The organism is Collinsella sp. AF18-8LB (assembly GCF_003459795.1).
In the GTDB taxonomy this organism is placed as follows: domain Bacteria; phylum Actinomycetota; class Coriobacteriia; order Coriobacteriales; family Coriobacteriaceae; genus Collinsella.
In genome coordinates, this window is the sequence record NZ_QRWU01000001.1 from 814,471 (window position 1) to 840,267 (window position 25,797).

The following is a 25,797-nucleotide window of genomic DNA, read 5'->3' on the forward strand; positions in this document are numbered from 1 at the left end:
TCAGAAAGATTGATTGTTGTTTTCAAGCGAGTAGCCGCTCGCCCGCTTCTCACACATATCGTTCCACGCGCAGTTTCGCAGCGAGCGAAGCGAAGCGAGAATGTTTGAGCATGGAATGATATGTGTGAGAAGCGGGCGAGAGGGATACGAGCGCCCCGCGAGAATGTTTGAGCATGGAATGATATAAGGGCGGCTCCGGCAGAACGGCGGACATTCGACTAGCGGATATGCGCAGGTTTTTCGCCCCAGTAGAAGCGGCAGAAGGCTCGTTTGCGCTTTTGGGGTTTGCCTACGAGCTCCGTGGTTGCGATGGCTATGTCTTCGGCTGCGTGGGGGCGGCGTAGTACTTCGCCGTTGATGAGTAGGGCTTTGAGTGATTCGGGATGGTCGTGCAGGTGGCGCAGGGTTACGATGAGTTCTCGTGCGGTGGTGACATGCATGCTGGCGCCCATGCCGGTGAGCATCGTGGTGTTGGCCTTTTCCTGGCCATAGGACTTGCCCAGCAGGATCATCGGCAGATGCGCGCACAGGCACTCGGTGACGGTGAGTCCGCCCGATTTGAGAATTGCCAGGTCGCAGCCGTGCATGAGGGCCGCCATGTCGTCCACGTAGTCCAGAACCGTGACGTTTTCGAGCTTCATGGCGTCGAAGAGCTTCTTGAGTCGGGCGGCGTATTCCTCATCCTTGCCCGGCAAAAAGACAAAATGCATGTCCTCAAAGCTGCGTAGGAAGGGGAGGGTCTGGTCCATCGCCGCGCGAAAGCGGACGTACGGTTGAGGTAAACTGGCGCCGGCCATAACCAGCACGACGGTCTTGTCGGTGGGGAGGTTGAACTTGGCTAGCTCTTCCTCGCGATCGTAATCCGTGTCGAATCCGGTGCGAATAGGAATGCCGGTAATGCGAATCTTTGCCTCGGGCACCTTGCGCGGACGCAGCGTTTCGGACATAAATTCGTTGGCAACACAGAATAGATCGGTGTCCTTGTGGGGCCACCAGCCCTCGACTTCGTAGTCGGTCGGTACGCAGATGACCGGATAATCGATACCCGTAATTACGCGGGCACCCACGGCAACATTGGCTGCTGTGATGTGCGTTGCGACCACGGCTATGGGCCTGCGGCTACGAATATATTCGTTGAAGGCGGGGAACATGATTCGTGACCATGCCGTGCCGCCACCCCAGAGAAGATGTCCCGTAAGTGTATATCTCCAGGTCAGGTCGTAAATGGGGCGTGTGGCTCCCGTAAACGAAGCCGCGGTCTTATTGCCGTCGAATTTAATACGTCCAAAATCAAGGATATCGAGCACTTCAATCTCAACATCCTCGGGGATGCCATTGGTGCCGCGGATGAGGTCGAATGCCTGCGCAATCGCATTTGCGGCGGCCTTATGGCCTGAGCCGACCGAGGCGTGCACGATGGTCACGAGAGGTTTTTGCTGAGCCAAGAGCGCTGTTTGCTCCGATTGGGGAGTGCTGTGTGTGAGCAGGGGAGCGTCGTCGCTCGTCTGCGTTTGATCCATCGATAACTCCCCTTCGACGTTGTGACACGGATTTATCATTGTAGTGCATGAGTGTCATGTTCACGTAAATTTGGGTATGAGCGCAAAGAACGTCAATGTTTCGACGAGAGGATATTCCATGACTACCGATCAGCCGATCGATGTTGCGATTATCGGTGGCGGCCCCGCGGGCTATGCTGCCGCTATTTACGCTGCGCGTGCCAACCTGACGACGACCGTGATTGAGCAGGGCATGTCGGGAGGGCAGATCGCCACAACCAATGAGATCGAGAACTATCCGGGCATTCCGCTCTTGAGTGGCGCCGAACTCGGCGAGCGTTTTCAGCAGCATGCAGAGGGCCTGGGAGCACAGGTTGCATGGAGCATGGTTACGGGTATCGATTACGATGCCGATGCAGCGCTGTTTACGGTGCATCACGATACGGGCGATACGCTGGCCTCGAGTGTTATCGCTTGCATGGGTGCCACGCCGCGACCGGCAGGTTTCGCTGGCGAGGATACGTATCGCGGTCGTGGCGTTTCATATTGCGCAACATGTGACGGCATGTTCTTCCGCGGCAAACAGGTCTTTGTAATCGGTGGTGGCAATTCGGCATGCGAAGAAGCTCTGTTCCTGTCAGACATTGCCAACAGCGTGACCATCGTGCTGCGCCGCGACCAGTTTCGTGCGCCTGATGGTGTTGTTCAGAGAGTACTCGAAAAGGACAATATTACAGTTAGGTACCAAACTAGTATTGTGGAGCTCTCGGGCGAAGCCATGCCAACGACGATCACCTTTAAGGACAATGCATCCGGTAAGACTCATACCGAGTCATTTGAACTTGGCTCGTTTGGCATCTTTGTCTTTACGGGGATGCAGCCACATACCGAGCTTATTGAGCATCTAGTCGATCTGGCTCCTGACGGCGGCATTGTCACCGACGATTCGATGGCCACCCGTACACCCGGCTTATTCGCAGCCGGCGATATCCGTTCCAAGCGTTTACGTCAGGTTGTGACCGCCGTTTCTGACGGAGCCATAGCAGCAACGAGCGCATACGCGTTTCTCCGTGGATAAGTACGATAATATATCTTATGTAAAGTTGTTATCAATTTACTAAATGGCGGGACAGATGCATCAGTGCACTGTCCCGCCAATTTTCTTGGCGGCTATGTGGTATGCAAAACTGGGAAATCTAGAATACAATATTGAAAAGGAACGGAGGACCTTTATGAACCACGTTAACCACGTTATTCCGATGTCCGATTCGTCTGTCAGCATTAAGCCTGAGGATATTCAGCCCACGGTGCTGCCCGATACATTTATTCAGTCCGATATCGTGCGCAAACTTAATACGTTGAGTCTGCCTCGCTATGACCAGTTGCCCAACGTGACGCTCTACCGCGATCAGGTCATTGAATATGTCGCGCTGTGGATGGAGCCGCTGTCCATTTGCGTGGAGCAGCCAGTCATTACGCCATCGATGATCAATAATTACGTGAAGGTCGGCCTGGTACCTGCTCCGGTCAAAAAGCAATATGGCCGAGAACAGATTGCGCGTCTCATCGCCATTTGTATCTTTAAGCAGGTGCTGCCCATCGCTGCGGTTCAGGCGCTCTTTAATATTCAGCGCTTGAGCTATGACACTCCGACGGCATTCGATTATGTGGTCGATCAACTTGAGGCATCGATTCGTGCGGCGTTTTCCGTCGAGCAGACTCCCGTGCCCGATAGCGCACACCAGGTTACGCGCGAATCGCTGCTCGTACGCAGTGCGGTATCGTCCTTCGTTTCGAAGTCGTACCTGATGAGCTATCTCAAGTTCAACGGGTTTAATAGCTAGCCGTCGTATAAAACGGGCGGGATAAAGAGCGCTGGCCCCTTATCCCGCCCATGAGTTTGTCTTGATGGACATTATCGGCCCGAAGCCACGCCCATGCCGTAGCCGATAATGAGGCCGTGCATCTCGGCATAGTATGAATCTAGCCCGTTACAGGGCATGATGGTGGTCTTGGAGCCGGGCCAGTGTTCCGCAATGCGGCTGGCAAGTGCCTGGGCGCCCGCCTCATTCTCGACATGGTCGATAACGACCTCGCCACCAGTAAAGCCTTCGGCCTCCATGGTATCGATAATCTTGCCAAACATCTTCTTTTCGCCACGGGTGTGTCCGACGAGTTCGATTTTACCGGCCTCACTCGCCGTGCCCAAAATGCGAATATTGAGCTTGTTGGCAATGACGCCGGCTGCCTTAGGGATACGTCCGGCCTTGGCGAGGTTTTCGTAATTGCACAAGCTGAAGAGGATTTTGCTGTTCTGCTCAAGGCTATCGAAGTATGCGCAAGCATCCTCGAATGAGACATCCGGATTGCTTGCGAGATAACGGTCGAACAGCAGGAAGATCAGGTCCATTTTGCCGCCAGCTGCGCGTGAATTGACAAGATGAATATTGCGGTCCGGTTCCTCGGCAAGAACCATATCGCGAGCCGTGGCTGCCGCGTTGTAGCTGCCCGACACGCCTTCAGAGATCGGCATGCAGATGGTCTTGTCTGCCAATTTGAAGAGCTCGACCCACTCCCCTACGCTGGGACAAGCGCTCGAAGAAGCGCTCGTCTCCGCCTGAACAGCGCAGTTGAGCTCATGAACGTCGAGCGAAAGATCATCGACGAATTCACGCTCCCCCACTCGAATTTTGAGGGGCGCAAATGCAAAGGTGGTATGGGGTGCGGTCGGTTGCCAATCGCGGAGGTTGCAGCTTGAATCTGAGATAAGTGCCCAGCTCATAGAGGGTCCTTTCTAATTGCTCCCATACAATTATAGCCTTCTTGCTGACCGATTGGGCCGCTATCTAGTATTCAAAACTAGATAGCGGCCTGCACTAAAGGCAAAAGAATGGACCCCATGACTCAAAGCCACGAGGTCCATCTCCGTTTGTTTTATCTGAATACTTAGTAGCGAACGAAGATATAGTTGTTGTTCATGCCGGCGGCAACGGAGCTGATGATAACACCCGTGTTGTAGTCGGAAGCATGAATCATCTGACCACCACCGATGTAAATGCCGGTGTGGTACGAGTTGACCACAACGTCACCGGGCTGCGGATCGGACACACGCGTCCAGCCCATAAAGGTGCCCGTGGTGCCCAGGCGACAATAGCGACCAGTGAGGCAGTAGCTAACAAAACCAGAGCAGTCGAAGCTGTTCGGGCCAATTCCGCCCCAGGAATAAGCACAACCAAGCTTACTGTATGCACGCGAGACAACAGAACCGCCATCGACGGACTGGCTCGGAACGGAAGGCGTCGGAGCCGGAGCAGGCGTGGAGGGCTGCGGCGTCGGAGCAGGTGCCGGCGTAGGAGCCGGAGTGTTGCCGCCCTGGTTGCTGTTATTGCTGGTCTGGCCACCGTTGTTGGTGTTTTCGGTCGTACCGGCAGTCTCGTTGCTCACCGTGGCCTTCTCGGCGGTACTGGCGTTGATGCCGGCCTGCAGCGCGGCGTTGGCCTCGGCCTCGGCGGCAAGCTCAGCCTGCAGCTGAGAATCCAGAGAGTTTACGACGTTCTGGGCTTCAGCCTGCTGGGCGTTAAGCTCGTCGACCTTCTTTTGCGTGGTGGCGACGTTCTTCTCCTGCTCGGCCTGCTTATCGGTGAGCTGCTGCTTAAGCTCCTTAACCTCTTGAATGGTCTGAGCCTGCTTATCGGAAACTTTGCCGTAGTAGAACAGACGGTTGAGCATATCGCTCAGGTCATCGACGCCGGTCAGAACCTGAAGCAGGCTCAGACCGCCGGTTTTGTACTCGCCGGCGACATAGGTCGAGAGCTTGGCCTGACCATCGGCGATCTCCTGCTGCTTTTGCGTGATCTCGCCAGCAGTCTGGTCGAGCGCCTGCGTCTGCGTGGCGAGCTCATCGTAAATCTGCTGGGTTTGGGTACCGATCTGCTCGAGCTTCGTACGAGCAGCGGCAAGGTCGGATGCGGTATCGGCGTAGGCAGGAGCCGCGAGGCCCAAGCCCAAAACACAAGCGAGGGTTGCCGTAGCAGCGCAGCGTGCCATGTTTTTGTGCGTGTTTGCTGTGCGCATGTAGCTTCCTTTCCAGTAACTAAGGGTAACGGCTAGTTCACCGTCACCAGGCTAAAGAGCTCCACATCGTCATCAGACGGCGTGAGCTTCTCGCGCGGGTTGAGAAACGCAAGCTCAAGGATACAACCGTAACCGACAAGCTTTGCGCCCATATCTCGCACCAGTTTACCTGTTGCCTCGACGGTTCCGCCCGTCGCGACCAAGTCGTCCAGAATCAACACGGTATCTTTAGAGCTGATAGCGTCGGCATGGATCTCAATGGAATCCGTTCCGTATTCGAGCTCATAGCTCTGGCTCACGGTCTCGCGCGGTAGCTTGCCCGGTTTACGTGCGGGAACAAAGCCGGCGCCAAGGGCTACAGCCACCGGTACGCCAACCATAAAGCCACGGGCCTCGGGGCCAACGACCTTAGTAATGCCCATGTCGGCAAAATGCTCGGCCAGCGCATCCACCATGGCCTTCAGTGCCTCGGGATTGCCAAAGAGCGGCGTGATGTCTTTAAAGATGACTCCGGGCTCGGGATAGTCGGGGATGTCGACGATTTGAGATTCGAAGTCGTACATTGCATGACCTTTCAATGGGTTGCCGGATAAGCGGTAGCTGTTATTTGCCCGCGGTGACAGTGTCGGATTGCGAGGGGGCGACGACCTTGAGCGGCTTTACGAGAGAATCCTCGTGTGAAGCCGGCGCGGCAGCTTCTTCGTTTTTGGCCTTGGTGGACTCGGAGCGAGCGATTTCCTCATCGAGTGCATCGATGTCGGCATCCTCGACCACGGCGTTGAGCGACTCAAAAACGCGGTTCTTGAGCAACGCGGTGTGCACGCCTTCCGTCAGGTCGTGAAGCTTCTTAAACGCACGCTCGAGCTTGGCGTCGCGCTCGTCATCGGAGGTATCCATGCCGAGCATGCTTACGAGCACTTGCTCAAACATCGAGGATTCGCGGTTGGCGGAAGACACGTACTGACGCAGGTTGCGCGGCTCGATATGGAAGCGTGACAGCTCGGAGCAGTAGCGGATGATCGGAAAATCGCGACCATCGACGAGTTCACGGTTCTGCGGACTTTTGATGATGCGAATGAGGTCGTTCTCGGCGAGCGAGCGGATAAACGAGATCTCGACGCCCAGCATATCGGGAATGGTCTCGATGGGATGCAGCTTTTGTTTGGTCTCCTTGGGCTCTGTCTTAAGCGGAACATCGGACAGCAAGCCCACCTCGTAGGCGAGCGTTGACAGGTCCGTGGCGTTTTCCAAGCGCTGCTTAATCACGTTGAGCGGCATATAGCGGGTCTTCTGCAGGTGCAGGATGACCTCCAGGCGGTCAACGTCCTCCTTGGAGTACTGACGGTATCCCTTAGGCGTACGATGAGGGGTAATGAGCCCCTCATCTTCTAGAAATCTAATTTTTGAGTTCGAAAGATCGGGGTATGCGCCTCGAAGCAGGTTGACGACTTGGCCGATACTCAGATAGTTGCGTTCGGCCATGCCCTACTCACCGGTTTCGATGCGCTCCGGCGTGCTCTCGTGGTAGATGAGCGTAAACGTACCGATCTGAACGGAAGAGCCGTCGTGCAGCGGAGCCGCGTTGACAATGGCACCGTCGACCCAGGTGCCATTGAGCGAGCCCAGATCCTCAATACGGGCGCCCAGGCCCTCACGAATAATGCGTGCGTGGCTGCGCGAGACAGTCATGTCGTTGAGGAAGATGCCATTCGCGGGATCGCGGCCGATGGTGGTCACGTCGTCCTCGAGCTCAAAGGCGGCACCAGTCTGCGGACCCTTGACGATGGACAGAACGGGGGCGGTGATGCGCACGTTGGCCATGAGGTCGGGAACGGTGACGTCGCTTGAAGGCACGCGGAATACGCAGGTAGCGTCAGCAGTCTTATCATTCTGAGGTATATTGTTAACCATGTTGTCCATGACAACCCCTAACTTATCGCGGACGTGCCGCAAATAATGAACCGTACGTAATCATACCCCAACGAATCAGTCTTCGATTTCGGGGTTAAGAAAGTCGATGTCCTCGTCCTCGGGATGCGCGAGAGCCTGTTTAATGGCCACACTGCCCTTAATGGAGTAGATGACAGCGGTGAGCATGGAGAAGATCACACCACCATACACAAAGAAGATGCCGAGGGGCACCGAGCTTCCGTTGAGGCCCGGGAAGGCCGTGAGGGTTGGAGGTAAAAGGCGCAGGCCGTCAACAACGGGGAACCCGAGCAGCATGAGCGAGAAGCCGGTCATGAGCAGCGCAGTGGCAATTTTTCCGGGAAAGACGACATCGATGGGGCGACGGTGATAATGACGCACGATAAGCGTGCCGATGCCCAGATAGATGTCGCGGCCTATAATGAGCACGCAGACCCAGATGGGCAGCTCTCCGCGGACCACCAGGCCAAGTACGCCGGTGAACAGCAGCGCGCGATCGCAAATGGGATCCATAACCTTGCCGAGCCACGAGACCGTCTTAGTCATGCGGGCGATCTGCCCGTCCATCCAGTCGGTGGAGGCGGCAACGGCGTAGATAACGATGGCGATGACGCGGTTGTTATCCGTCACAAACAGGTACAGAAATACCAGGGTGAGGATCAGGCGCGTAAAGGTGATGAAATTGGAGATCGTAAAGATCTTATTCGACGGGTAATCGGAAGTGCCGATAAGCTCCTTTTTGATCTTCTTTTTGATGCCCACAGGACTCCCCCGCTGGTTAACGACAAAACTTTCGATACTATACCCGTTCTGGCGATGTCTATCCAGCGTAAGCATAGAGAGTCCAGACATGAGGAAGGCGCTGTCGCAATGTGAATGTACCGTTTTTGTGTACGTCAGCCTCCAAACATGTCATAAATTGTCATTTTTGGAGGGTGACGTACAAGTTTTTGTTGAGCGAAAGTATCGATAAAGAAAGCCGTTGATTCTTAATAAAAAAGGTCAGGCACTAGGTGCCTGACCTGCAAACTTCTGGTCGGGACGACTGGATTCGAACCAGCGACCCCTTGACCCCCAGTCAAGTGCGCTACCAAGCTGCGCCACGTCCCGAAGCTTTTGTTTGTTGCTCTGCTCTCGCTCGCAACAGGGAGTATATTAACCCGAAACTTTAGACTAGTGCAAGAACTTTTTTACAAATTTTGAAGCAAGTCCAAAATTGTATCTGCGAGCTGGGGTTTTGTTAGCACGGGAAGTTCTTGCGCGCCCGTCGTGCTCACAATCCAGGCCTTGTTCGTGTCGGTGCCAAAGCCCGAATCGGCGCGCGAGACATCGTTGGCGACGATCGCATCGCATCCCTTGCGGGCCAATTTACGCTCGGCGTACTCCACGACATTATCGGTCTCGGCTGCAAATCCGATTACACGGCGCTCGCCTTTCTGGCGCGAGAGCTCAGCCAAGATATCGACTGTCTCGACCAGTTCAATGTGATCCAAGCGTTCGTTCGACTTTTTGAGTTTATGATCCGCAGGGGCCGCGGGGGTGTAGTCGGCGACGGCGGCCGCACAAATTGCCGCATCGGCCGTTTGGAAGGCGTTCAGGGCAGCTTGGAGCATCTCTGCGGCGGTCTGCACGCGCACGCACTCCACGCCGTGGGGCACATCGAGCGATGTCGGTCCCAACACGAGCGTGACCGCAGCACCGCGGCGAGCAGCCTCCCCTGCCAGGGCGATACCCATCTTGCCCGAAGAGCGGTTGCCAATGAAGCGCACGGGGTCGATCGGCTCGTGCGTGGAGCCGGCGGTAATCACGATGCGCTTACCTGCCAGATCCTGAGGTGCGGGGTTGAGCACCTCACTGACAGCCTCGACGATGTCCTCGGGCTCGCTCATGCGGCCCGTGTCTACGTCGCCGCAGGCAAGGTAGCCGCTGCCCGGACCCACCACGCGCACGCCACGGTCGCGCAGCGTGGCCATATTGGCCTGTGTAGCCGGTGCCTTCCACATGCCGTTGTTCATGGCCGGCGCGATCACGACGGGTCGCGGCGTTGCCAGCAGCGTGGTGGAGATGAGGTCGTCGGCGATGCCGTTGGCCATCTTGGCGATGATATTGGCCGTCGCGGGCGCCACGACCACCAGATCGGGCTCCTGCGCCAGCGAAATATGGTGGATTGGGTCAGACGGGTCGTCGAATAGTCCAACCGCGACCGGCTCATTGGTGAGCGCGCGGAAGGTAAGCGGCCCCACGAACTCCGTGGCATGCTCGCTCATAACGACCTTGACGCGTGCGCCGCGCTTTTGCAGCAGACGCACGATATTGCACGACTTATAGGCGGCAATCCCGCCGGTAATGCCCAGCAGGATCGTTTTTCCCTCAAGTTGCATTGAATTGTTGGGTGCCGATGTCATCGCTAGGCTTCCTTGCTCGGGAGTACCAGGAGGCGGTGGCAGTACGGGCAGTGCGTAATCTCGCTACCGTCATGGTTGAGGTCGCTCATGGACGATGCCTGCAGCGCGGTGTGGCAGACCGTGGGGATGTTGCCCTGGATGGTCTCGACGGCCAGCCCGCGGAACTGCTTGAGCAGGCGCTCGTAGTCGGTGAGCACGTCGGCCGGTAGCGTAGCGGCAAGCGCGGTGCGCTCCTTCGTGGCGGCGTCGATCTGAGCCTGCAGGTCGGCAGCCTTGGCGCGGGCGGCCTTGGTATCGGCCTTCACGCCCTCCTCGAACTTGGCGATGATCGCCTGCGCGCGGACCTCGCGGTCGAGCGCCTCCTTATGGGCGACAACGACGTCCTTGCGGGTGTGCTCGATCTTGTCCAGACGCTTGGCCAGGGTGGCGAGCTCATTCTCCAGGTCCTGAACCTCGCGGTAGTCGGAGCCGTCGACGTGACGCTTCTTGGCGGCCTCGATGGCGTTGTTGGTCTGAATCTCGGTGGTGTTGAGGTCGTCGATCTCAATGTCCAGGTCTTTGCGCTGGGCGTAGAGCTTGGTCATCTCGGCCTTGAGCTTCACATAGGTCTTGCGCTTGGAAGCGAGCTCCTTGAGCTCCGGCATATTGGAAAGTTCGCTCTTGTTGCGGGCGAGCTCCAAATCGATCTGTTGCAGCTTGAGTAGCGTAGCGCCGGCGCTCATAAGTTCTCTCCTTTTGTCACAGTCCACCATTGGCAAGGGTTCAGTATTTTAATCGCATGACGGGGGTCGACCCCGGCGTCAACTGCAGAGTTCATCAATATATCAACGAACGGCTCCTCAGAGCGGTCGTGGCCGAGCAAGATCACCGGCAGCCCGCGCAAGGCAAGGTCTTGCGCCACGTGGTAGCCGGCCTCTCCGGTCACAATAACATCTGCGCCTGCGGCGATGGCAAGCTCACCAAAATCGCCCAGGGAGCCGCCCAAAATGGCGACGGTTCGGCACGGGCTATCGGCCTCGCCCCACACGCGTGGGTCGCTGCCAAACACCGTGGCGGCGCGAGTGGCAAGGTCACGCAGGCTGCAGGGGTCGTTGAGCGTTGCAAGCGCGCCCAGGCCAGTCGCTTCGGGGTCGTCCACGTGCTCCAGCGAGCTTGCGGGCGCGGCGTCCAACAGCGTACTTAGGCAGACGCGTGCTTCGTGCGAGCGGTCCAGGTTGGTGTGGAGCGATATGATGCTCACGCCGCAACAGGCCGCCTCATAGAGCGCCGCGCTGCACTGGGGGCGTGCGGAATCCGACGGACAAAACGCCTCAGGCGCCTTGATGTAGATAGGATGATGCGTCAGCAGCACGTTGGCACCAGCATCTTGTGCGCGGCGAACATTAGCTTCGGTCGCATCGAGCGCGCAGGCCACGCCGGTAATCTCGGCGGCAGGGTCGCCCACGGAGAGCCCTACATGATCCCAGCCCTCGGCGTCCGTCTTGGGATAGCGCGTCAGCAGAGCGCGCTCAAGGTCGGCGACGATCATGCGGGACCCACAATCGACAGCAGCGCTTGGGCAAAGTCGTCCAGGTCAGCCGGGTTCATGCGGTCATCGAAGGAGATGCGCAGTGCGCCCAGCGCCTGCTCGCGACCAATGCCCATGGCGCTGAGCACGTGGCTCGGGTCCATGCTGCCGCTCGAGCAAGCCGATCCGGCCGAAACCTCAAAGCCGGCGGCATCGAGCTTGACGATGAGTTCCTCTGAGTCCATGCCGTCGACGTAGATCGATACCATGCCGGGCAGACGATCGGCATGCGCGTAGTCGCCCATCGTGGCGTGAATGCGAGGATGGGTCGTAAGCGTGGCGTAGAGCTTATCGGATAAGGCCTGCAGCGTTGTGCGCTCCTGGGCAACATTCGGCAACAGCGCGGAAGCGGCAGCGGCAAAAGCCAGCTGCGTGCGCAGGTCCTGCGTGCCGGCACGACGACCGGCCTCCTGTCCGCCGCCAAAGATGCGCGGGCGCAGCGGCGTGCGGCTCTTAAGGTAGAGCGCGCCGGATGCCACGGGGCCGCCAATCTTGTGCGCTGCAACGGTCATAGCGTCAACTCCCAGCTCGGTGACATCGAGCGGAATATGTAAGTAGCCCTGGATGGCATCGGTATGAAACAAGGCGCCGGCAGCATGTGCGGCGGCGGCAAGCTCGCGGATGGGCTGCACCACGCCGGTTTCGTTGTTGGCGACCATAACGCTCACGAGCGCCACGTCGTCGCCTAGCAGTTGGACAAGCGCGGCGGGCTCAATGTAGCCCGCACGGCAGGGCTGCACCAGGTCGACGAAAAAGCCGGCGGCGCGCAGCAACGGCAGGTTGTCCAGAATCGAATCGTGCTCGATGGCCGAAACGATGACACGGTCGCGCTTGCGATCGCGCTGACGAGCGCCCTCGGCAAGTCCGAGGAGCGCCAGCTGGTTTGCCTCGGTGCCGCCGTTGGTCAAAATGATCTCGGACGGGCGGACGCGCGCGCCAAAGCTGCGGGCAATCTCGCGACGTGCCACTTCTAGGCGCGCAGCGGCCTTGCGCCCAAGCGAATGCAGCGAGTTGGGGTTGACGCCGGCAAGCTCGCTGTCGTCGTACTCGCGCTGCGCAAGGAGCGCCTCGGCGCGCATAGGCGTCGAGGCGGCATAGTCAAGATTCACGGGTATGCGGTTTTGACCTGCGGTCATAAGGGATTATGCCTCCTGTGCGGCCTCGTTGCCCAGCTTCTGCAGCAGCGCAACCTCGGCAGCGGGATCTTCGGACTTAAATACGGCAGAACCGGCCACGAGCACGTTGGCGCCGGCATTGACGACATCGGCGATGTTCTTGGAAGAGATGCCGCCGTCGACCTCGATGAGGGGCGAAACGCCGTGACGCTCGCACATGGCCTTGAGCTCGTGCAGTTTGGCAATGGTACCGGGAATAAAGCTCTGGCCGCCAAAGCCGGGGTTCACGCTCATCAGCAGCACCATGTCGACGACGTCGATGATGCTCTCGAGTACGCAGATGGGCGTGGCGGGGTTGAGCACCACGCCGGCTTTAACGCCGCGCTGCTGCAGGTGCGTGAGCGTGCGGTGCAGGTGCGTGGAGGCCTCGTAGTGCACGGTGATCATGTCGGCACCGGCGTCGGCGTACCAATCGACCGTCTCGTCGGGGTTCGACACCATGAGGTGCGCATCGACCGGCACGTTGGTAGAACGCTTGACAGCTTTGAGGATGTCAACGCCAAAGGTGAGGTTGCCGGTAAAGTGACCGTCCATAACGTCAAAGTGCACGTAGTCGGCACCGGCGATCTTGTCGAGCTCGCCCTTCAGGTTGGCCATGTCGGCCGAGAGGACGGATGGAGCGATTTTGATGGAACCCATGGTAGAAGCCTTTCTGCGCTAGTCGGTGAGTCCGTAGAACTCTTGAGAGGGGACGCGATCGGTAAGAATTTCGAGCGCCCTATCCAAGGTAACACCGTTGTAGAGCGTTTGCTCCACGGCAAAGGTAAGCGGAATGTCTACGCCCAGTGAACGGGCAAGTTCGCTGACGCTGCGGGCCGCGACGGCGCCCTCAACCACCATATGCGTACGCTCCTGATACTCGTCGAGTGACACGCCGTGGGCAAACTCGTAGCCAAAGGTGCGGTTGCGCGAGTGCTCCGAGGTGCAGGTGGCGATGAGGTCGCCCATGCCGGCGAGCCCCATGCAGGTTATGGCCTGACCGCCGCGTGCGTGCGCCAGTCGGCTGATCTCGGCCAGGCCGCGCGTCATGATAAGGGCGAGCGTATTGTCGCCCGCACCGGTGCCGGCGGAGATGCCGCACACGATGGCGATGACATTTTTCATAGCGCCGCAGACCTCTACACCGGTCATGTCTTGCGACAGATAGATTCGGAAGGCAGTGGACAGGAGCAGGTCCTTAAAGGTCTCCCCCACCTGCTGGTCCTCGCTGGCGATGACGGCGGCCGAAAGCCCGCCGCGGCAGATTTCCTCAGCATGGTTGGGGCCCGAAAGCGCCGCGACACGCGCCTCGTTGTCGATCTCGCTGGCGATGACCTCGCTCATGAGTAGGCCAGACTCGGGCTCAATGCCCTTGGTGAGGCACAGAACCGGGGTATCGGCGGCGATAAAGGGCGCGGCCTGGTGGCACACGCTGCGAAGGTGCGTCGAAGGAACGGCAAAGATGATGGCCTCGGCGCCGTCGAGCGCCTGCGCCAGCTCCGTCGTGGCGACAACGTTTTTGGGCAGCTCGTAGCCCACCAGATACCGGGGGTTGCGGTGCTCGCCATTGATGCCGGCGGCCGTCTGCTCGCTGTGGGCCCACATGGTCACGCGCTCGGCTCGCGCGGCAGCAAGGCCGGCGACGGCGGTTCCCCAGGAGCCGGAGCCAATCAGCGCAACATTCATGACTCTCTCCTACTTATCGTCGGGCTCGGTGACGCGCTTGGTAAACGAGAGCTTGGACTCCTTACCGGCCATGAGCTTTTGGATATTCGAGCGATGGGCCCACACTACGGTGATGCCGATCATCGCCATGCAAAACTTGAGGCCCAGGCTGCTGTACGGAAAGACCGCGCAGGCAGCGATGGGAAGTCCGATGGCAGCGGCGAGCGAGCCCACCGACACATACTTGGTGATGGCGACGGCCACGATAAACATGCCTAGCAGCGACAGGCCAATGGGCCAGTACCAGGCGAGGATGACGCCCAGACCAACTGCGATACCCTTGCCGCCATGGAAGTTGAGGTAGGGCGAGAAGATGTGTCCCCACACGGCTGCCAGGCAAATGACGCCGAGCATCCAGTCGCCAGGGGCACCGGGCGCCATAATGTTCGGCGGAAAGCCATAGCCCACGCTCGCGATGAGCGGACGCGCGATAAGGACGCAGATGCCGCCCTTAAGGCAGTCGAGCAGCAGGGTGAGCGCGGCCACCTTGGGACCGGCCACGCGCAGGGCGTTGGTGGTGCCGATGTTGCCGGAGCCCGCCTTGCGGATGTCCGTGTGGTTGAACACGCGGCCCAGGATCAGGCCAAACGGAATCGCTCCGATAAAGAACGAGACCACGGCGCAGATGGCGGTCAGCAGAATCGGATTAAGCATCCTTTTGCTCCTTCTTCCTAAAGAAGAGTCGAATGGGCGTGCCGGCAAAGTCGAAGGTCGAGCGCATACGGTTCTCTACATAGCGTTGGTAGGTGTCGTTGACCAGGTCGCTGTGGTTGACGAAATACGTGAACGTCGGCGGGTTGACGCCCGTCTGGGTCACGTAGTGCATACGCAGGCGGCGCTTGCCGTCCACCACGGTATGGCCGAACTCGCGCAGGTCGGTGAGGAACGTGTTGAGGCGCGAGGTGCTGATCTTCTGCGAGCGTGTCTTTTCGGCCGCGTCGACCATTGCCCAGATCTTCTCCACGCTGCGGCCGGTCAGGGCAGAGATGCGCAGGTACTGGGCCCAGGGAGCCATGACGCCTAGACGGCGGTCGACGGTCTCCATGCAGGCCTCGCGCTTGCGGTCGTCGTCGAGCAGGTCCCACTTGTTGAGCAGCACCACGATGGCGCAGCCGCGTTCGATGGCCAAGCCCATGACCTTCTGGTCCTGCTCGGTGACGCCCACGGAGGCGTCGACGACGAGCAGCGCCACGTCGGCGCGGTCGATGGCGCGCAGGCCACGGACCATGGAGTAGTACTCGATGTTTTCGTACACGGTGCTCTTCTTACGGATGCCCGCGGTATCGACCATGCGGTAGTGCCTGCCGTTGCGCTCGACGACCGTGTCGATGGCGTCGCGCGTGGTGCCGGCGATGTTCGAGACGATGGAGCGGTCGGCACCCAGGATACGGTTGAACAGCGAGGACTTACCGGCGTTGGGGCGGCCGATGATGGCCACGTTCAGCGCATCGGGGAACTCGTCGGCGACCTCGTCCTCTTCTTCCGGAAGCAGGGCCACGATATCGTCGAGCAGGTCGCCCGTGCCATGGCCATGCAGGGCCGAGAGCGGCGTGGGCTCGCCGATGCCGAGCGAATAGAACTCCCAGATGCTGTCGTTCTCGCGATCGGGGTTGTCGAGCTTGTTCACCAGTAGAAAGACCGGCTTGTCGCAGCGCTTGAGCATGCGGGCGACCGACTCGTCCTCCTCGGTGACACCGGTGCGGCCGTCGACCACAAACAGGATGACGGCGGCTTCCTCGGCGGCGGCGAGCGCCTGGTCGCGGATGGACGTTGCAAAGACATCGTCGCTCTTGAGCGGCTCGATACCGCCCGTGTCGACGATAGTGAACTCGCGGCCGTTCCAATCGGCCGTGTGATACGAGCGGTCGCGCGTAACGCCGCGGGACTCGTGGACGATGGCGTCCGAGGTCTGGGCCAGGCGGTTAACGAGCGTGGACTTGCCCACGTTGGGGCGTCCGACGATGGCGACGATAGGTTTCATCTGCTCTCCTTTAATGGGTAGGGTCAGCGGAATTAGTAGAGTCGGCAGGCACAATGCCAAGGATGTGCTCCAGGGTATCGAGCAACTCGTGCGGCATGGTCGATACCACATGAACCTCGGCGCCGCGACCGGTAAGGCTTGCGAGTAAGTCGTCACGATGATACTCGTCAAGGGTCATACCGTCGGCGTTGAACATGAGCTTAGGCACAAAGAGCATAACCCCCGACAGGTCTTGGGGTAGCTGCTCCAGGATGTCGCTTGCGACGATGAGGCCGGTTACGTCCACGTTGCCGCCAAAGTAGCGGTTCTTGATAGCCGTGACAGAGCCGGCAAGGCCCTGCGGCGACTCCACAAAACGCGCCACCGTGTCGCGTGCGCTGGCGCCCGAGAGGCACAGCAGGCGCTGGTTGCGGGCGGTGATGGCCTCGCGGACGCGGGCCAGTCGCTCGGCATCGGTAGCCATCACGTCGTCGGTCTCGTCCAGATACGAGCGGATCATGCCGATGCCGTCGTAATACTGCGGGTAGCCGTCGTAGAAATCGGCCTCGGGCGGCTCGATGCCGGCGTCCAGATAGAACTCGTCGCTCATCTGGAAGGTGTGGCGGCCAAAGCGCTCGAAGGCACGGTCCTGGAAGGGCCGGATCATGTCGATGGTCTCGCGCGCCAGCTCGGGCTTGTCGCTGTAGGACCAGCTAAAGCGATTCTGGTGTTTGGTAAATCCAAGGGGCACAATGCCCAGGCTGGTGATTTGCTCGTGCTCCTCGCAAAAGCGCAGGGTCTTCTGCAGCTCCTCGCCGTCGTTCATGCCGGGGCACAGCACGATCTGCGCGTGGATTTCGATGCCGGCGGCCATGATGGCCTCGAGCACGTCCATGCCACGTTGGGCGTTTCGGCCCATCATGCGGCAGCGGATATCTGGGCTCACGGCATGGACCGACACGTTCATGGGGCTCATGTTGCGCTCGATGACGTTTTGCACGTCCTCGTCGGAGAGGTTCGTGAGCGTGACAAAGTTGCCCTGCAAAAAGCTCAGGCGGTAGTCGTCGTCGCGGATGTAGAGCGTGGAGCGACCGCCCTTGGGCAGCATGGTCATAAAGCAAAACACGCAGGCGTTGACGCAGGTACGCATGCCATCAAAGATGGGGCCATCGAACTCCAGGCCCCAGTCCTCGCCGGGAAAGCGGTCGAGCTCGACGGGGGTGACGGTGCCGTCGCGTGGATCGAATACCTCCAGCTCGACGGTGTCGTCGTCGGCCTCCCAGAGCCACACGATCATGTCGGTGAGCTGCTCGCCGTTGACCGTGAGCACGCGCATGCCCGGCTCGATACCCACATCCCACGCGGGCGATTCGGGACGTATGTTCTTTACGAGCGCGCCCTCACCCGGCTCGGGGTCGCGGCTGCGCCCGTAATCAGCCACCTCGGCGGCGTATGCGGGTACGGTCTGGTCCATGGTTAGCGGCAAAGCTCCTTGATGCGCGTGACGGCGCGTTCGATGTGTTCTTGCGGGGTGGAGGCTCCGGCGGTGATGCCGATGTGGCGAGCGTCGGTAAACCACGCGGCCTGGAGCTCGGAAGCTTCCTCGATGTGATACGTGCGCTCGCAGGCGTCCGCGCAAATCTGTGCCAGGCGGCGGGTGTTGCCCGAGTTCTTGCCGCCCACCACGACCATGCAGTCGCAGCGGTTGGCAAGCGTGGCTGCTGCCTGTTGACGCTCACTCGTGGCGGCGCAGATGGTGTTGATCACACGAAGCTCCTGCACGCGAGGGGTGATAGCGGCCACGACCTCGGCGAGGTTCTGCGCGGTCTGGGTGGTCTGCACGACGAGGCCTACCTTGCCCTTGAGCGACAAGGCATCGGCGTCGGCGGTGCAGCTCACGACCTGCGCGTCATCGCCGGCGTGGCCCAGGATGCCCTCGACTTCGGGGTGGCCCGGCTCGCCCACGACTACCACGCGGTAGCCCTCGCGTACCAGGCGCTCGGTTGCCACATGGACCTTCTTCACGTAGGGGCAGGTGGCGTCGACGACGTTAAGGCCACGCTCGCGAGCGGCATCGATGACCTGCGGCACCACGCCGTGAGCGCGGATGATCACGGTGCCCGATGTGGCGTCGTCCAAGGTGTCGGCCAGACCGACGCCTGCCTCGGCGAGCTCGCGTACCACGATGGGGTTATGGATGAGCGGACCCAAGGTATGGACCTGAGTGCTCTCTCCTGTCTGCGGCGCGGCGGCTAGCGCCATATCGAGCGCACGCTGTACGCCATAGCAAGTGCCGGCGTGGGCTGCGATCTCGATAGTGGGCGCGTTGTCCTGGTCGGACGTAGTCGCGGCAGTGTTTGTCACGTTGTCGCTCATGGCTAGAACCTGCCCGGATGCTCAGCGCACAGCTCGTCGCGCATCTTATAGACACGGTTCATGGCTTCGGATTCAAACCAGGCCAAGCGCTCAGTGCGTTTAAGCCCGGCCGGCGCGTCAGAAAGCGAGACGGCCTTGCCGGCGCGGATCCAGCACTTCTTGGGACGCATGAGCATTTTGCCCGCAGGCGTGATGTCGGACCAGCCACAGATGGCGAGCGGGTTGACGGGCGCCTTGCCCATCTGAGCGATGAGCGCAAAACCGCCGTGGACCTCGGGCTTGATTTCGCGCGAGCGGATGCGCGTGCCCTCGGGGAAGATCAGGACGTCCTCGCCGCGCTGCAGCGCATGCTGGGCGGCGCGCAGGCACTTCATATCGGCAGTACCACGTTCCACGGGGATGCCGCCAACGCGGCTAAAGGCCCAGCGCACAATCTTGCTCTTGGCAAACTCGGATTTAAAGATGGGACGAATGCGGCGGCCCCCAAAGAACAGCGCCGTCTCCACGGCCAAGAGCTCGGCCATCGAGGTGTGGTTGCAGATGACCACGCCGCCGCGGTCGTCCTGGCGCTCAAACAGCAGGTCGGCATCCTCGACCTTCCAACGCCACATGAGCTTAGAGAAGGCCCACAGGATGGCCATGACCACGACGACGGTGCCGCGGATGAGCACCGGGAACTCGGCGTAGGGGGCGTTGTAATAGTCCTCGGGCGTCTGCTTAAACAGGCGCATGGGCTACCTCCTTTGGTTGATGAGGTCTTCGATAATGCGGACGACCTCGTCGATGGTGTGGGCGGTGGAGTCGACGTGCACGGCGTCCTCGGCGGGCACGAGCGGGGCGACCTCGCGGCTGCTGTCAAGCTTGTCGCGCTGTTTAAGGGCGTCGAGGGTCTCGTCGACCTCGGCCTCGAGTTGCGCGGGCGTGAGCGGCTGGGCGTCGTTTTGGTGACGCTGCAGCACGCGACGGCGGGCGCGCTCGCGCGGGTCGGCAGTCAGGAAGATCTTGACCTGGGCGTTGGGGAACACGACGGTTCCGATGTCGCGACCCTCGGCGACGATATCGCGGTCCTCGGCGGCGCGGCGCTGGTGGATGAGCATGGCGGCGCGCACGCCCGGATAGGCCGAGACCTTGGACACGTTGGCGTCGACCTGCGGGGTGCGGATGGCGGTCGAAGCGTCCTGGCCGTCAACGGTCAGGCGCGTGTCCTCTCCGGTGCCGTTGGTAAAGCGGATCTCGATCTGCTCGGCGAGGGCGTCGATTGCCGCCTCGTCGTCCAGGTCGATGCCGCGGTCGAGCGCGGCGAAGGTGACGGCGCGATACATGGCGCCCGTGTCGAGCTTGTTAAAGCCCAGCTGGCGGGCGATCTCCTTGGCGATGGTGGACTTGCCGGAACCGGCGGGGCCGTCGATGGCGACGATCATGCAGTGCTTCCTTTCGGTGGTTGATGTGCTGGTATGGTTCGCGGGCGTTGGGGCGCGGCGGGTTGCCTAGCCCGTATAGCGCTCGCGGTAGGTGTTACGCTTGGGTGCGGAGCCGTGGCTGCCGTGGTGACGCGTGCGGCTGGCGGTGTTGGTCGCCGGCGCGGCACCGCGCTTGCCGACGGCCTGCTTAGGCGGGATGCCGCCGGACTTGAGGATCTGCACCTCGCAGTCGGTGAGCTCGCGCCACGAGCCCTTGGCCACACCCTCGAGCTCAAGGCCGGCAAAGTTGCAGCGATGCAGACGGATTACCGGATGGTGAATCTTGCTCAACATGCGCTTAACTTGATTCTTACGGCCCTCGCGGATGATGACCTCCACGGCGGTGGTGCCGGGCTTGATGCCTTGCGGAGCCACGGCCTCGGCCTCGCGCGCGTTGATGATGCGGCAGATTGCCGGCTGGCACAGGCCGTCGTCGAGCTCTATGCCGCGACGCAGCGGCGTGAGATCGCGGTCGGTCAGCTGCCCGTCCACGAGTGCATGGTAGGTCTTGTAGACGTGCTTGCTGGGGTGCAGCAGATCCTGCGACAGGTCGCCGTCGGTTGTAAAGAGCAAAAGGCCCGTGGTGTCGCGGTCCAGGCGGCCCACCGGGAAGAGCCCCGGAAAACGGTCGCGCGGTACCAGGTCGGCCACGCAAGGGCGCTCCTGCGGGTCGCTCATGGTGGTGAGGTAGCCGGTCGGCTTGTAGAGCATCAGGTACACGGCGCCCTGGTAGAGCTTGACGGGCATGCCGTCGACCTCGATGTGATCGCGGTCGACATCGACCTTGGTACCTAGTTCGGTCGCGACCTGGCCGTTGACGGTCACGCGGCCGGCGGTCATCAGGTCCTCCGAGCCGCGGCGGCTCGCCACGCCCGCGCGCGCCAAAAAGCGCTGCAGGCGCATGGTGTGCGGATAGACGGGCTGGGCGTCGGTTGCGGGTACTGCGTTGCCCATGGCGCGCGTCTCCCCTGCTTCGTTAGTCCTCGTCATGCATATCCTCCGAGGTATCACCGGCTGCCAGAAGCTCCTCGACATCGGTGTCCTCAACATCGGTATCTATCAGTTCGCGCTCTTCGTCCAGGTCCTCAGCCTGCTCCTCGAGCGTAGACTGAATGCTGCGGCCGCTCAGGCGCTCGCGGATAAACTGACGCGACTGCTCGTCGGGGGCAAACTGCTCAAGGTCGGGCAGGTCGCGGGTGGAGCGTAGACCGAACTTTTCCAAGAAGGCGTTGGTCGTGCCGTAGATGATGGCCTGACCGCGCTGGGGGTCGCGGCCGAGCTCGCGCACCAGGCCCTTGTCGACGAGCGACGCGATGACGCCGTCGGAATTGACGCCGCGGATGCCCTTGACCACCTCGCGCGTCACAGGCTGGTGGTATGCGATGACGGCCAGGGTTTCGAGCGCCGCCTGCGACAGCTTTTGCGTGTCCCAGCTCAACACATAGGCCTCGACTACGTCGTGGTAGGCGGGGTGCGTAAACAGGCGCCAACCGCCGGCGACCTCGCGCAGCTGAAAGCCGCGGTTGGCCTCCTCATACTCTACCTTGAGCTCGGCCAACAGCGACACGCACTCGCCGGGGGCGATGTCCAGCGCGCCTGCCAGCGCGGGCGCGCTCACGGGGTCGCTCGAGACCAGCAGCAGCGCCTCGAGGGCGCCTTTGAGGCTGTTTGCCTCCAGCGTGGAAAGGGTTGACATGGTTGCGGCTCCTATTCGGTGAGCTCGGGGCCCTCGCCGGGCACATAGGCCTCAGCGCCCTCGACGCGGTTGATTTGAATGGTCCCAAAGATTTCGTCCTGACTCAGCGTAAGCGAGCCGCGCTTGGCGAGCTCGAGCATGGCCAGGAAAGTGACGACGAGCTGCTCGGTGGTGGCGTCGCCGTCCAGCAGCTCGCGGAAGGTGCAGGTTTGGTGTGCCATCGTAAAGCGGTCGACTGAGGCCACGGTCAGGTCGAGCGGCACGCGATGCGGCGCCACATGCTCGGCCTCGAGCAGGAAGGTCTGGCGCTTGCCGTCCAGGTCGGCACAGATGACGGCCAGGCCGCGCAGGGTGATGCCAGCCAGGTAGTCGGGCATGAGGCCCAAAAACTCCGGGTCGGGGCCGGCCACACGCGGGTGCATGCGGCTTTCGGCCTGCATGCGGGCACCGAGGGCCGCAGCCGCGCCCTTAAACTGCTTGTAGGCGATCAGGCGCTGGATCAGGACCTCGCGCAAGGCGTCGCCGTCGAGCGTGCTGAGCTCCTCGAGGTCTTCATCGAGCTCGTCATCGTCGTCATCGGCTTTGCGCGGGGCTTCCTGCGGCACCAGCGAGGCGGCCTTGATGTCCAAAAGGGTTGCCGCGACCAGCAAAAAGTCGCTCGCCACGTCCAGGTCCAGTGCCTCGATGCGCTCGGCCTCGGCAAGGTACTGCTCGGCCACCTCGCTGATGGAGATGGCGCCGATATCTACTTTTTGGCGGGTTACCAGCTGCAGCAGCAGGTCGAACGGTCCGCTGTAGACCTGCGTCGACACGCGATACGACATCTTCGACCTCCTTTGACGGCGCCTTCGCGGCGCGGTTTGGGTGCATATTACGACCGTTTTGCACGGTCGACCTGTAAGTTTACCTTATATGCCGGCGATTGCGAGGTTGAGCAGCTGCTCAGCAAGCGGATACACGGTAACGTCGAAATAGCGGCCGATCACATCGATGCCGGTCCACATAGGCAGCAGGTACAGCACAATGATGAGGATAGGCATGGCGTATTGCTGCAGACGATAGTAGTTGGCGAGTGCCTTGCCCTTGAGGAAGGGCACGATGATCGACGAGCCATCGAGCGGCGGAATTGGGATGAGGTTAAAGAACGCGAGCGACAGGTTGACCACGATAAACGTGGCGCCGAAGTTCATGATCTGTGACGCTACGGCAAAGGACATGCTTGCATAGAGGTTGCCGTACGTTACTTGCATGAGAGCGGCAGCGAGGCACGCGAGGGCGATGTTCGATGCGGGGCCGGCAACGCTCACCAGGACCTCGTCGCGCTTGGGGTGCTTGAGGTTGTTGAGGTAGACGGGCACGGGCTTGGCGAAGGCAAACACCGGGCCACCGGCTGCGAGCATGAGCAGCGGCAGGATGATGGTGCCAAACGGGTCGATATGGTTGAGCGGGTTGAGCGAGACACGACCGCGTGATCGGGCTGTCTTGTCGCCGAGAGCCCAGGCTGCGGCGGCGTGCGCGCTCTCGTGGATAACGATGCCCAGGATGACGGCGACCGCGCTGGCGAGCAGGTTCATGATGTAGCTGCTTGACATGGCGCTCCCCTAGCGGACGCGGCGCGAGGCGCGTGTGAGCAGGTAGTCAATTACAAACAGGATGACGGCGACGATAGCGTAATCCAGGCGGAAGACGCCGCCAAAGGGAGAGGTGATGACGCCGTAGCCGGCGATGGCGCTCGGCAGCGCGCGCGAAAGCTCAACGACAAAGCCCACGATCTGCAGCTTGGCGGTCAGGCCGCTAAAGCACAGCAGTACGGTCATCGCGCTCATAAAGATGGCGCAGATACGGCACGCGATGGCGATGATGCTCATCGCCACGGCAGTGGCCTTACGAGAGTTCACGCGCGGTCTCCTCTTCGATCTGGGTGGAAAGCTCCAGCCATTCGTCCTCGAGCTTGGGTAGCTCTTGCTTAAGGTCGTTATATTCCCCCAGCGCGGCGTTGAACTTGTCCTGATCGGCATAAAGCTCTTCGCTTGCCATCAATTCCATAAGCTCGTCATAGCGGGCGCGCTTTTTGTCGAGCTCCGTCTCGATCTTCTTGAGCTGGTTGCGCACGCCCTTGAGCTTTTTGTTGAGCGCAGCGCGGGCCTGGGCCTCGGCGCGCTTTTGCTCCTTGGTCTTTTTGCCCTCGGCAGGCTTGGAAGCGGTGGCGGGGGTGTCGGGCTGGGCCGCGGTGACCTTAGCGGACTTGGTCGCGGCCGGTGCACTCTCCCCTGCCGCCTCGGCGGCGGCGCGGGCTGCGAGGTCCTCGCGCTTGTAGAGGTAGTAGTCGTAGTCGCCATCGTAGACCGTGACCTTGCCGTCGCGGATGTCGATGACGCGGTTGGCCACGGCGCGCACCAGGTGTTCGTCGTGGCTGATCAGCACGATGGTGCCGGGGAAGTTTTGCAGGGCGTTCTCGAGCATGTCCACCGAGTCGATGTCCAGGTGGTTGGTGGGCTCGTCCAGGCACAGGAGCGCCTCGGGCGCCACGAGCATCTTGGCGAGCGCCAGGCGCGCCTTTTCACCGCCGGAGAGGACGCGTACCTGCTTTTCGATTGCGTCGTTGTCGCTAAACAGGAAGGCACCCAGCAGGCTGCGCTGCTGCGGCACGGTCCACTTGGGCGTAACGGTGTCGATCTCTTGCAGGACGGTGTTGGATTCGGTCATGCCCTCGAGCGCGTGCTGGGCGTAATAGGCCACGCCCACGTTAGTGCCCAGGTCGCGGGTGCCGGTGGTGGGCGGCTCCAGGCCGGCGAGGATCTTCATGAGCGTAGACTTGCCGGCACCGTTGGGGCCGACGAGCGCCACATGCTCGCCGCGGTAGAGCTTGAGGTCGATGTCACTGTAGATGTGCTTGTCGCCGTAGGATTTGGATACGCCCTCGAGGCCCACGACCATGTCGCCCGAGCGCGGCGGGTCGGGGAACTTAAAGTCGATGTGCTTGTGGCCTTCGGGCAGGATTACGAGCTCCTTTTTGATCTGCTCGATCTTACGGATGCGCTCCTGCGCCTGGGCGGCCTTGGTGGGCTTGTAACGGAACTTGTCGACGAAGACCTGCATATGGGCGATGTCGCGCTCCTGCGCGGCACGCTTGGCGCGCATCTGCTCCAGGTTGTCCTCGCGTTGCTTGAGGTAGCTGCTGTAGTTGCCGGTGTAGGTAGTCACGCGGCGGTTTTCGAGCGCGGCGACGTGATCGACGCAGGCGTCCATAAAGGCGCGGTCGTGGCTGACGATGAGCACGGCGCCGTCGTAGCTCGCGATAAAGCCGCGCAGCCACTGGACACTTTCGAGGTCCAGATGGTTGGTGGGCTCGTCCAGAAGCAGCAGGTCGGGGTGGCGCAGGAAGAGCTTGGCGAGCGCGATGCGCATCTGCCAGCCGCCCGAGAACTCGGAGCACGGGCGCTCAAAGTCGGTGACCTTAAAGCCGAGGCCGGACAGGATCTTGCGGGCGTTGCTCTCGAGCTCGTAGCCGCCCAGGTGCTCAAAGCGGTCCTGGACCTGGCCGTACTCGTTGAGGAGTGCGTCGACATCCTTGCCCTGTTCGGAGAGTTCGGTGATCTGAGCCTGCAGCTCGTTAGCGCGCTCGCCCATGCGGCGGATTTCTTTAGCGGCTGCCATGACCTCGGCGAGGATGGTGGTGTCCTTGTGCTCCAGGTTGGTTTCCTGCTCTAGGTAGCCCACCTGGCAGTCCTTGGCGTACTGGACCTGGCCGGCGTCGGGGCTGTCGATTCCCATGATGATCTTGAGCATGGTGGTTTTGCCGGCGCCGTTTGGGCCCACGAGCGCGAAGCGCTCGCCGGGGTTGATCTGGAAGGACGCGCCGCTAAAGAGAACGCGCGCGCCGAAGCTTTTTTCGATCTTGTCTACCAGGAGGATCATGGTGCCGCCTTTGACCTTGTGTGCCTATATGAAA

At 60.8% G+C, this 25,797-nt stretch carries 27 protein-coding genes and 1 tRNA gene; 2 read left to right on the forward strand and 26 right to left on the reverse strand.

Annotation, left to right across the window (positions count from 1 at the left end):
* Positions 1 to 218 precede the first annotated feature (218 nt).
* Complete coding sequence (locus DWX25_RS03605) at positions 219 to 1,520, reverse strand: glycosyltransferase (protein WP_117799110.1); 1,302 nt, start codon at positions 1,518 to 1,520, stop codon at positions 219 to 221.
* Positions 1,521 to 1,638: 118 nt separating this feature from the next.
* On the opposite strand from DWX25_RS03605, the gene DWX25_RS03610 reads away from it, so the two are divergent.
* Positions 1,639 to 2,577 carry an NAD(P)/FAD-dependent oxidoreductase gene (locus tag DWX25_RS03610; RefSeq protein ID WP_117742763.1) on the forward strand — a complete coding sequence of 313 codons (939 nt, stop codon included), beginning with the start codon at positions 1,639 to 1,641 and terminating at the stop codon, positions 2,575 to 2,577.
* A gap of 154 nt (positions 2,578 to 2,731) precedes the next feature.
* Positions 2,732 to 3,343, forward strand: a complete 612-nt coding sequence (locus DWX25_RS03615; protein WP_199412302.1) for a DUF1836 domain-containing protein — start codon at positions 2,732 to 2,734, stop codon at positions 3,341 to 3,343.
* Between the two features lie 71 nt (positions 3,344 to 3,414).
* Here the strand turns inward: DWX25_RS03615 and DWX25_RS03620 are convergent, their stop codons facing one another.
* The 25 genes from DWX25_RS03620 to DWX25_RS03740 form a co-directional block, all read right to left on the reverse strand.
* Entirely contained in the window at positions 3,415 to 4,281 is an 867-nt protein-coding gene (locus DWX25_RS03620; RefSeq protein ID WP_117735204.1) for a DegV family protein, read from the reverse strand.
* A 164-nt stretch (positions 4,282 to 4,445) separates the two neighbouring features.
* Positions 4,446 to 5,573, reverse strand: coding sequence for an NlpC/P60 family protein (locus tag DWX25_RS09765; RefSeq protein ID WP_199412303.1), 1,128 nt, complete (start codon positions 5,571 to 5,573; stop codon positions 4,446 to 4,448).
* Positions 5,574 to 5,605: 32 nt separating this feature from the next.
* A complete protein-coding gene (locus tag DWX25_RS03630; protein WP_117735205.1) occupies positions 5,606 to 6,136 on the reverse strand; it encodes an adenine phosphoribosyltransferase in 531 nt (176 codons plus the stop codon).
* 40 nt (positions 6,137 to 6,176) lie between these two features.
* Positions 6,177 to 7,055, reverse strand: a complete 879-nt coding sequence (locus DWX25_RS03635; RefSeq protein WP_117735206.1) for a MerR family transcriptional regulator — start codon at positions 7,053 to 7,055, stop codon at positions 6,177 to 6,179.
* A 3-nt stretch (positions 7,056 to 7,058) separates the two neighbouring features.
* On the reverse strand, positions 7,059 to 7,493 hold the full coding sequence (locus DWX25_RS03640; RefSeq protein ID WP_199406639.1) for an FHA domain-containing protein: 435 nt from the start codon (positions 7,491 to 7,493) through the stop codon (positions 7,059 to 7,061).
* A gap of 66 nt (positions 7,494 to 7,559) precedes the next feature.
* Positions 7,560 to 8,264 (reverse strand): CDP-alcohol phosphatidyltransferase family protein, encoded by a 705-nt coding sequence (locus tag DWX25_RS03645; protein ID WP_117799111.1) that lies wholly within the window; start codon positions 8,262 to 8,264, stop codon positions 7,560 to 7,562.
* Between the two features lie 271 nt (positions 8,265 to 8,535).
* Positions 8,536 to 8,612: transfer RNA gene (locus DWX25_RS03650), tRNA-Pro, on the reverse strand.
* Between the two features lie 80 nt (positions 8,613 to 8,692).
* Positions 8,693 to 9,907 carry a bifunctional phosphopantothenoylcysteine decarboxylase/phosphopantothenate--cysteine ligase CoaBC gene (coaBC, locus tag DWX25_RS03655; protein WP_233505611.1) on the reverse strand — a complete coding sequence of 405 codons (1,215 nt, stop codon included), beginning with the start codon at positions 9,905 to 9,907 and terminating at the stop codon, positions 8,693 to 8,695.
* A gap of 2 nt (positions 9,908 to 9,909) precedes the next feature.
* Positions 9,910 to 10,629 (reverse strand): zinc ribbon domain-containing protein, encoded by a 720-nt coding sequence (locus DWX25_RS03660; RefSeq protein WP_117762981.1) that lies wholly within the window; start codon positions 10,627 to 10,629, stop codon positions 9,910 to 9,912.
* A complete protein-coding gene (locus DWX25_RS03665; RefSeq protein ID WP_117735209.1) occupies positions 10,626 to 11,435 on the reverse strand; it encodes a Nif3-like dinuclear metal center hexameric protein in 810 nt (269 codons plus the stop codon). The genes DWX25_RS03660 and DWX25_RS03665 overlap by 4 nt, the downstream gene beginning before the upstream one ends.
* On the reverse strand, positions 11,432 to 12,610 hold the full coding sequence (locus DWX25_RS03670) for a cysteine desulfurase family protein (RefSeq protein WP_117762980.1): 1,179 nt from the start codon (positions 12,608 to 12,610) through the stop codon (positions 11,432 to 11,434). The genes DWX25_RS03665 and DWX25_RS03670 overlap by 4 nt, the downstream gene beginning before the upstream one ends.
* 6 nt (positions 12,611 to 12,616) lie before the next feature.
* Positions 12,617 to 13,288 carry a ribulose-phosphate 3-epimerase gene (gene rpe, locus DWX25_RS03675; protein WP_117742770.1) on the reverse strand — a complete coding sequence of 224 codons (672 nt, stop codon included), beginning with the start codon at positions 13,286 to 13,288 and terminating at the stop codon, positions 12,617 to 12,619.
* A gap of 18 nt (positions 13,289 to 13,306) precedes the next feature.
* Positions 13,307 to 14,314 (reverse strand): NAD(P)H-dependent glycerol-3-phosphate dehydrogenase, encoded by a 1,008-nt coding sequence (locus DWX25_RS03680; RefSeq protein ID WP_117735212.1) that lies wholly within the window; start codon positions 14,312 to 14,314, stop codon positions 13,307 to 13,309.
* Between the two features lie 9 nt (positions 14,315 to 14,323).
* Positions 14,324 to 15,007 (reverse strand): glycerol-3-phosphate 1-O-acyltransferase PlsY, encoded by a 684-nt coding sequence (gene plsY / locus DWX25_RS03685; protein WP_117799112.1) that lies wholly within the window; start codon positions 15,005 to 15,007, stop codon positions 14,324 to 14,326.
* Entirely contained in the window at positions 15,000 to 16,334 is a 1,335-nt protein-coding gene (der, locus tag DWX25_RS03690; protein ID WP_117799113.1) for a ribosome biogenesis GTPase Der, read from the reverse strand. The genes plsY and der overlap by 8 nt, the downstream gene beginning before the upstream one ends.
* Before the next feature lie 10 nt (positions 16,335 to 16,344).
* A complete protein-coding gene (locus DWX25_RS03695) occupies positions 16,345 to 17,787 on the reverse strand; it encodes a DUF512 domain-containing protein (RefSeq protein ID WP_117799114.1) in 1,443 nt (480 codons plus the stop codon).
* Positions 17,788 to 17,789: 2 nt separating this feature from the next.
* On the reverse strand, positions 17,790 to 18,689 hold the full coding sequence (locus DWX25_RS03700; RefSeq protein WP_117799115.1) for a 4-hydroxy-3-methylbut-2-enyl diphosphate reductase: 900 nt from the start codon (positions 18,687 to 18,689) through the stop codon (positions 17,790 to 17,792).
* A gap of 2 nt (positions 18,690 to 18,691) precedes the next feature.
* On the reverse strand, positions 18,692 to 19,420 hold the full coding sequence (locus DWX25_RS03705) for a lysophospholipid acyltransferase family protein (protein ID WP_117799116.1): 729 nt from the start codon (positions 19,418 to 19,420) through the stop codon (positions 18,692 to 18,694).
* A 3-nt stretch (positions 19,421 to 19,423) separates the two neighbouring features.
* The gene (cmk, locus tag DWX25_RS03710) at positions 19,424 to 20,110 is read right to left on the reverse strand and encodes a (d)CMP kinase (RefSeq protein WP_117799117.1); all 687 of its coding nucleotides are present in this window, start codon (positions 20,108 to 20,110) and stop codon (positions 19,424 to 19,426) included.
* A gap of 66 nt (positions 20,111 to 20,176) precedes the next feature.
* Positions 20,177 to 21,139, reverse strand: a complete 963-nt coding sequence (locus tag DWX25_RS03715; RefSeq protein ID WP_369832053.1) for a pseudouridine synthase — start codon at positions 21,137 to 21,139, stop codon at positions 20,177 to 20,179.
* A complete protein-coding gene (gene scpB / locus DWX25_RS03720) occupies positions 21,126 to 21,845 on the reverse strand; it encodes an SMC-Scp complex subunit ScpB (protein WP_117799119.1) in 720 nt (239 codons plus the stop codon). The genes DWX25_RS03715 and scpB overlap by 14 nt, the downstream gene beginning before the upstream one ends.
* A gap of 11 nt (positions 21,846 to 21,856) precedes the next feature.
* Positions 21,857 to 22,669 (reverse strand): ScpA family protein, encoded by an 813-nt coding sequence (locus DWX25_RS03725; protein WP_117799120.1) that lies wholly within the window; start codon positions 22,667 to 22,669, stop codon positions 21,857 to 21,859.
* A gap of 84 nt (positions 22,670 to 22,753) precedes the next feature.
* On the reverse strand, positions 22,754 to 23,437 hold the full coding sequence (locus DWX25_RS03730) for a site-2 protease family protein (RefSeq protein WP_117799121.1): 684 nt from the start codon (positions 23,435 to 23,437) through the stop codon (positions 22,754 to 22,756).
* 9 nt (positions 23,438 to 23,446) lie between these two features.
* Positions 23,447 to 23,743 (reverse strand): hypothetical protein, encoded by a 297-nt coding sequence (locus DWX25_RS03735; protein ID WP_225093587.1) that lies wholly within the window; start codon positions 23,741 to 23,743, stop codon positions 23,447 to 23,449.
* Positions 23,730 to 25,763: an ABC-F family ATP-binding cassette domain-containing protein gene (locus tag DWX25_RS03740; RefSeq protein WP_117799122.1), complete on the reverse strand. Its 2,034-nt coding sequence runs from the start codon at positions 25,761 to 25,763 to the stop codon at positions 23,730 to 23,732. The genes DWX25_RS03735 and DWX25_RS03740 overlap by 14 nt, the downstream gene beginning before the upstream one ends.
* Between the last annotated feature and the right edge of the window lie 34 nt (positions 25,764 to 25,797).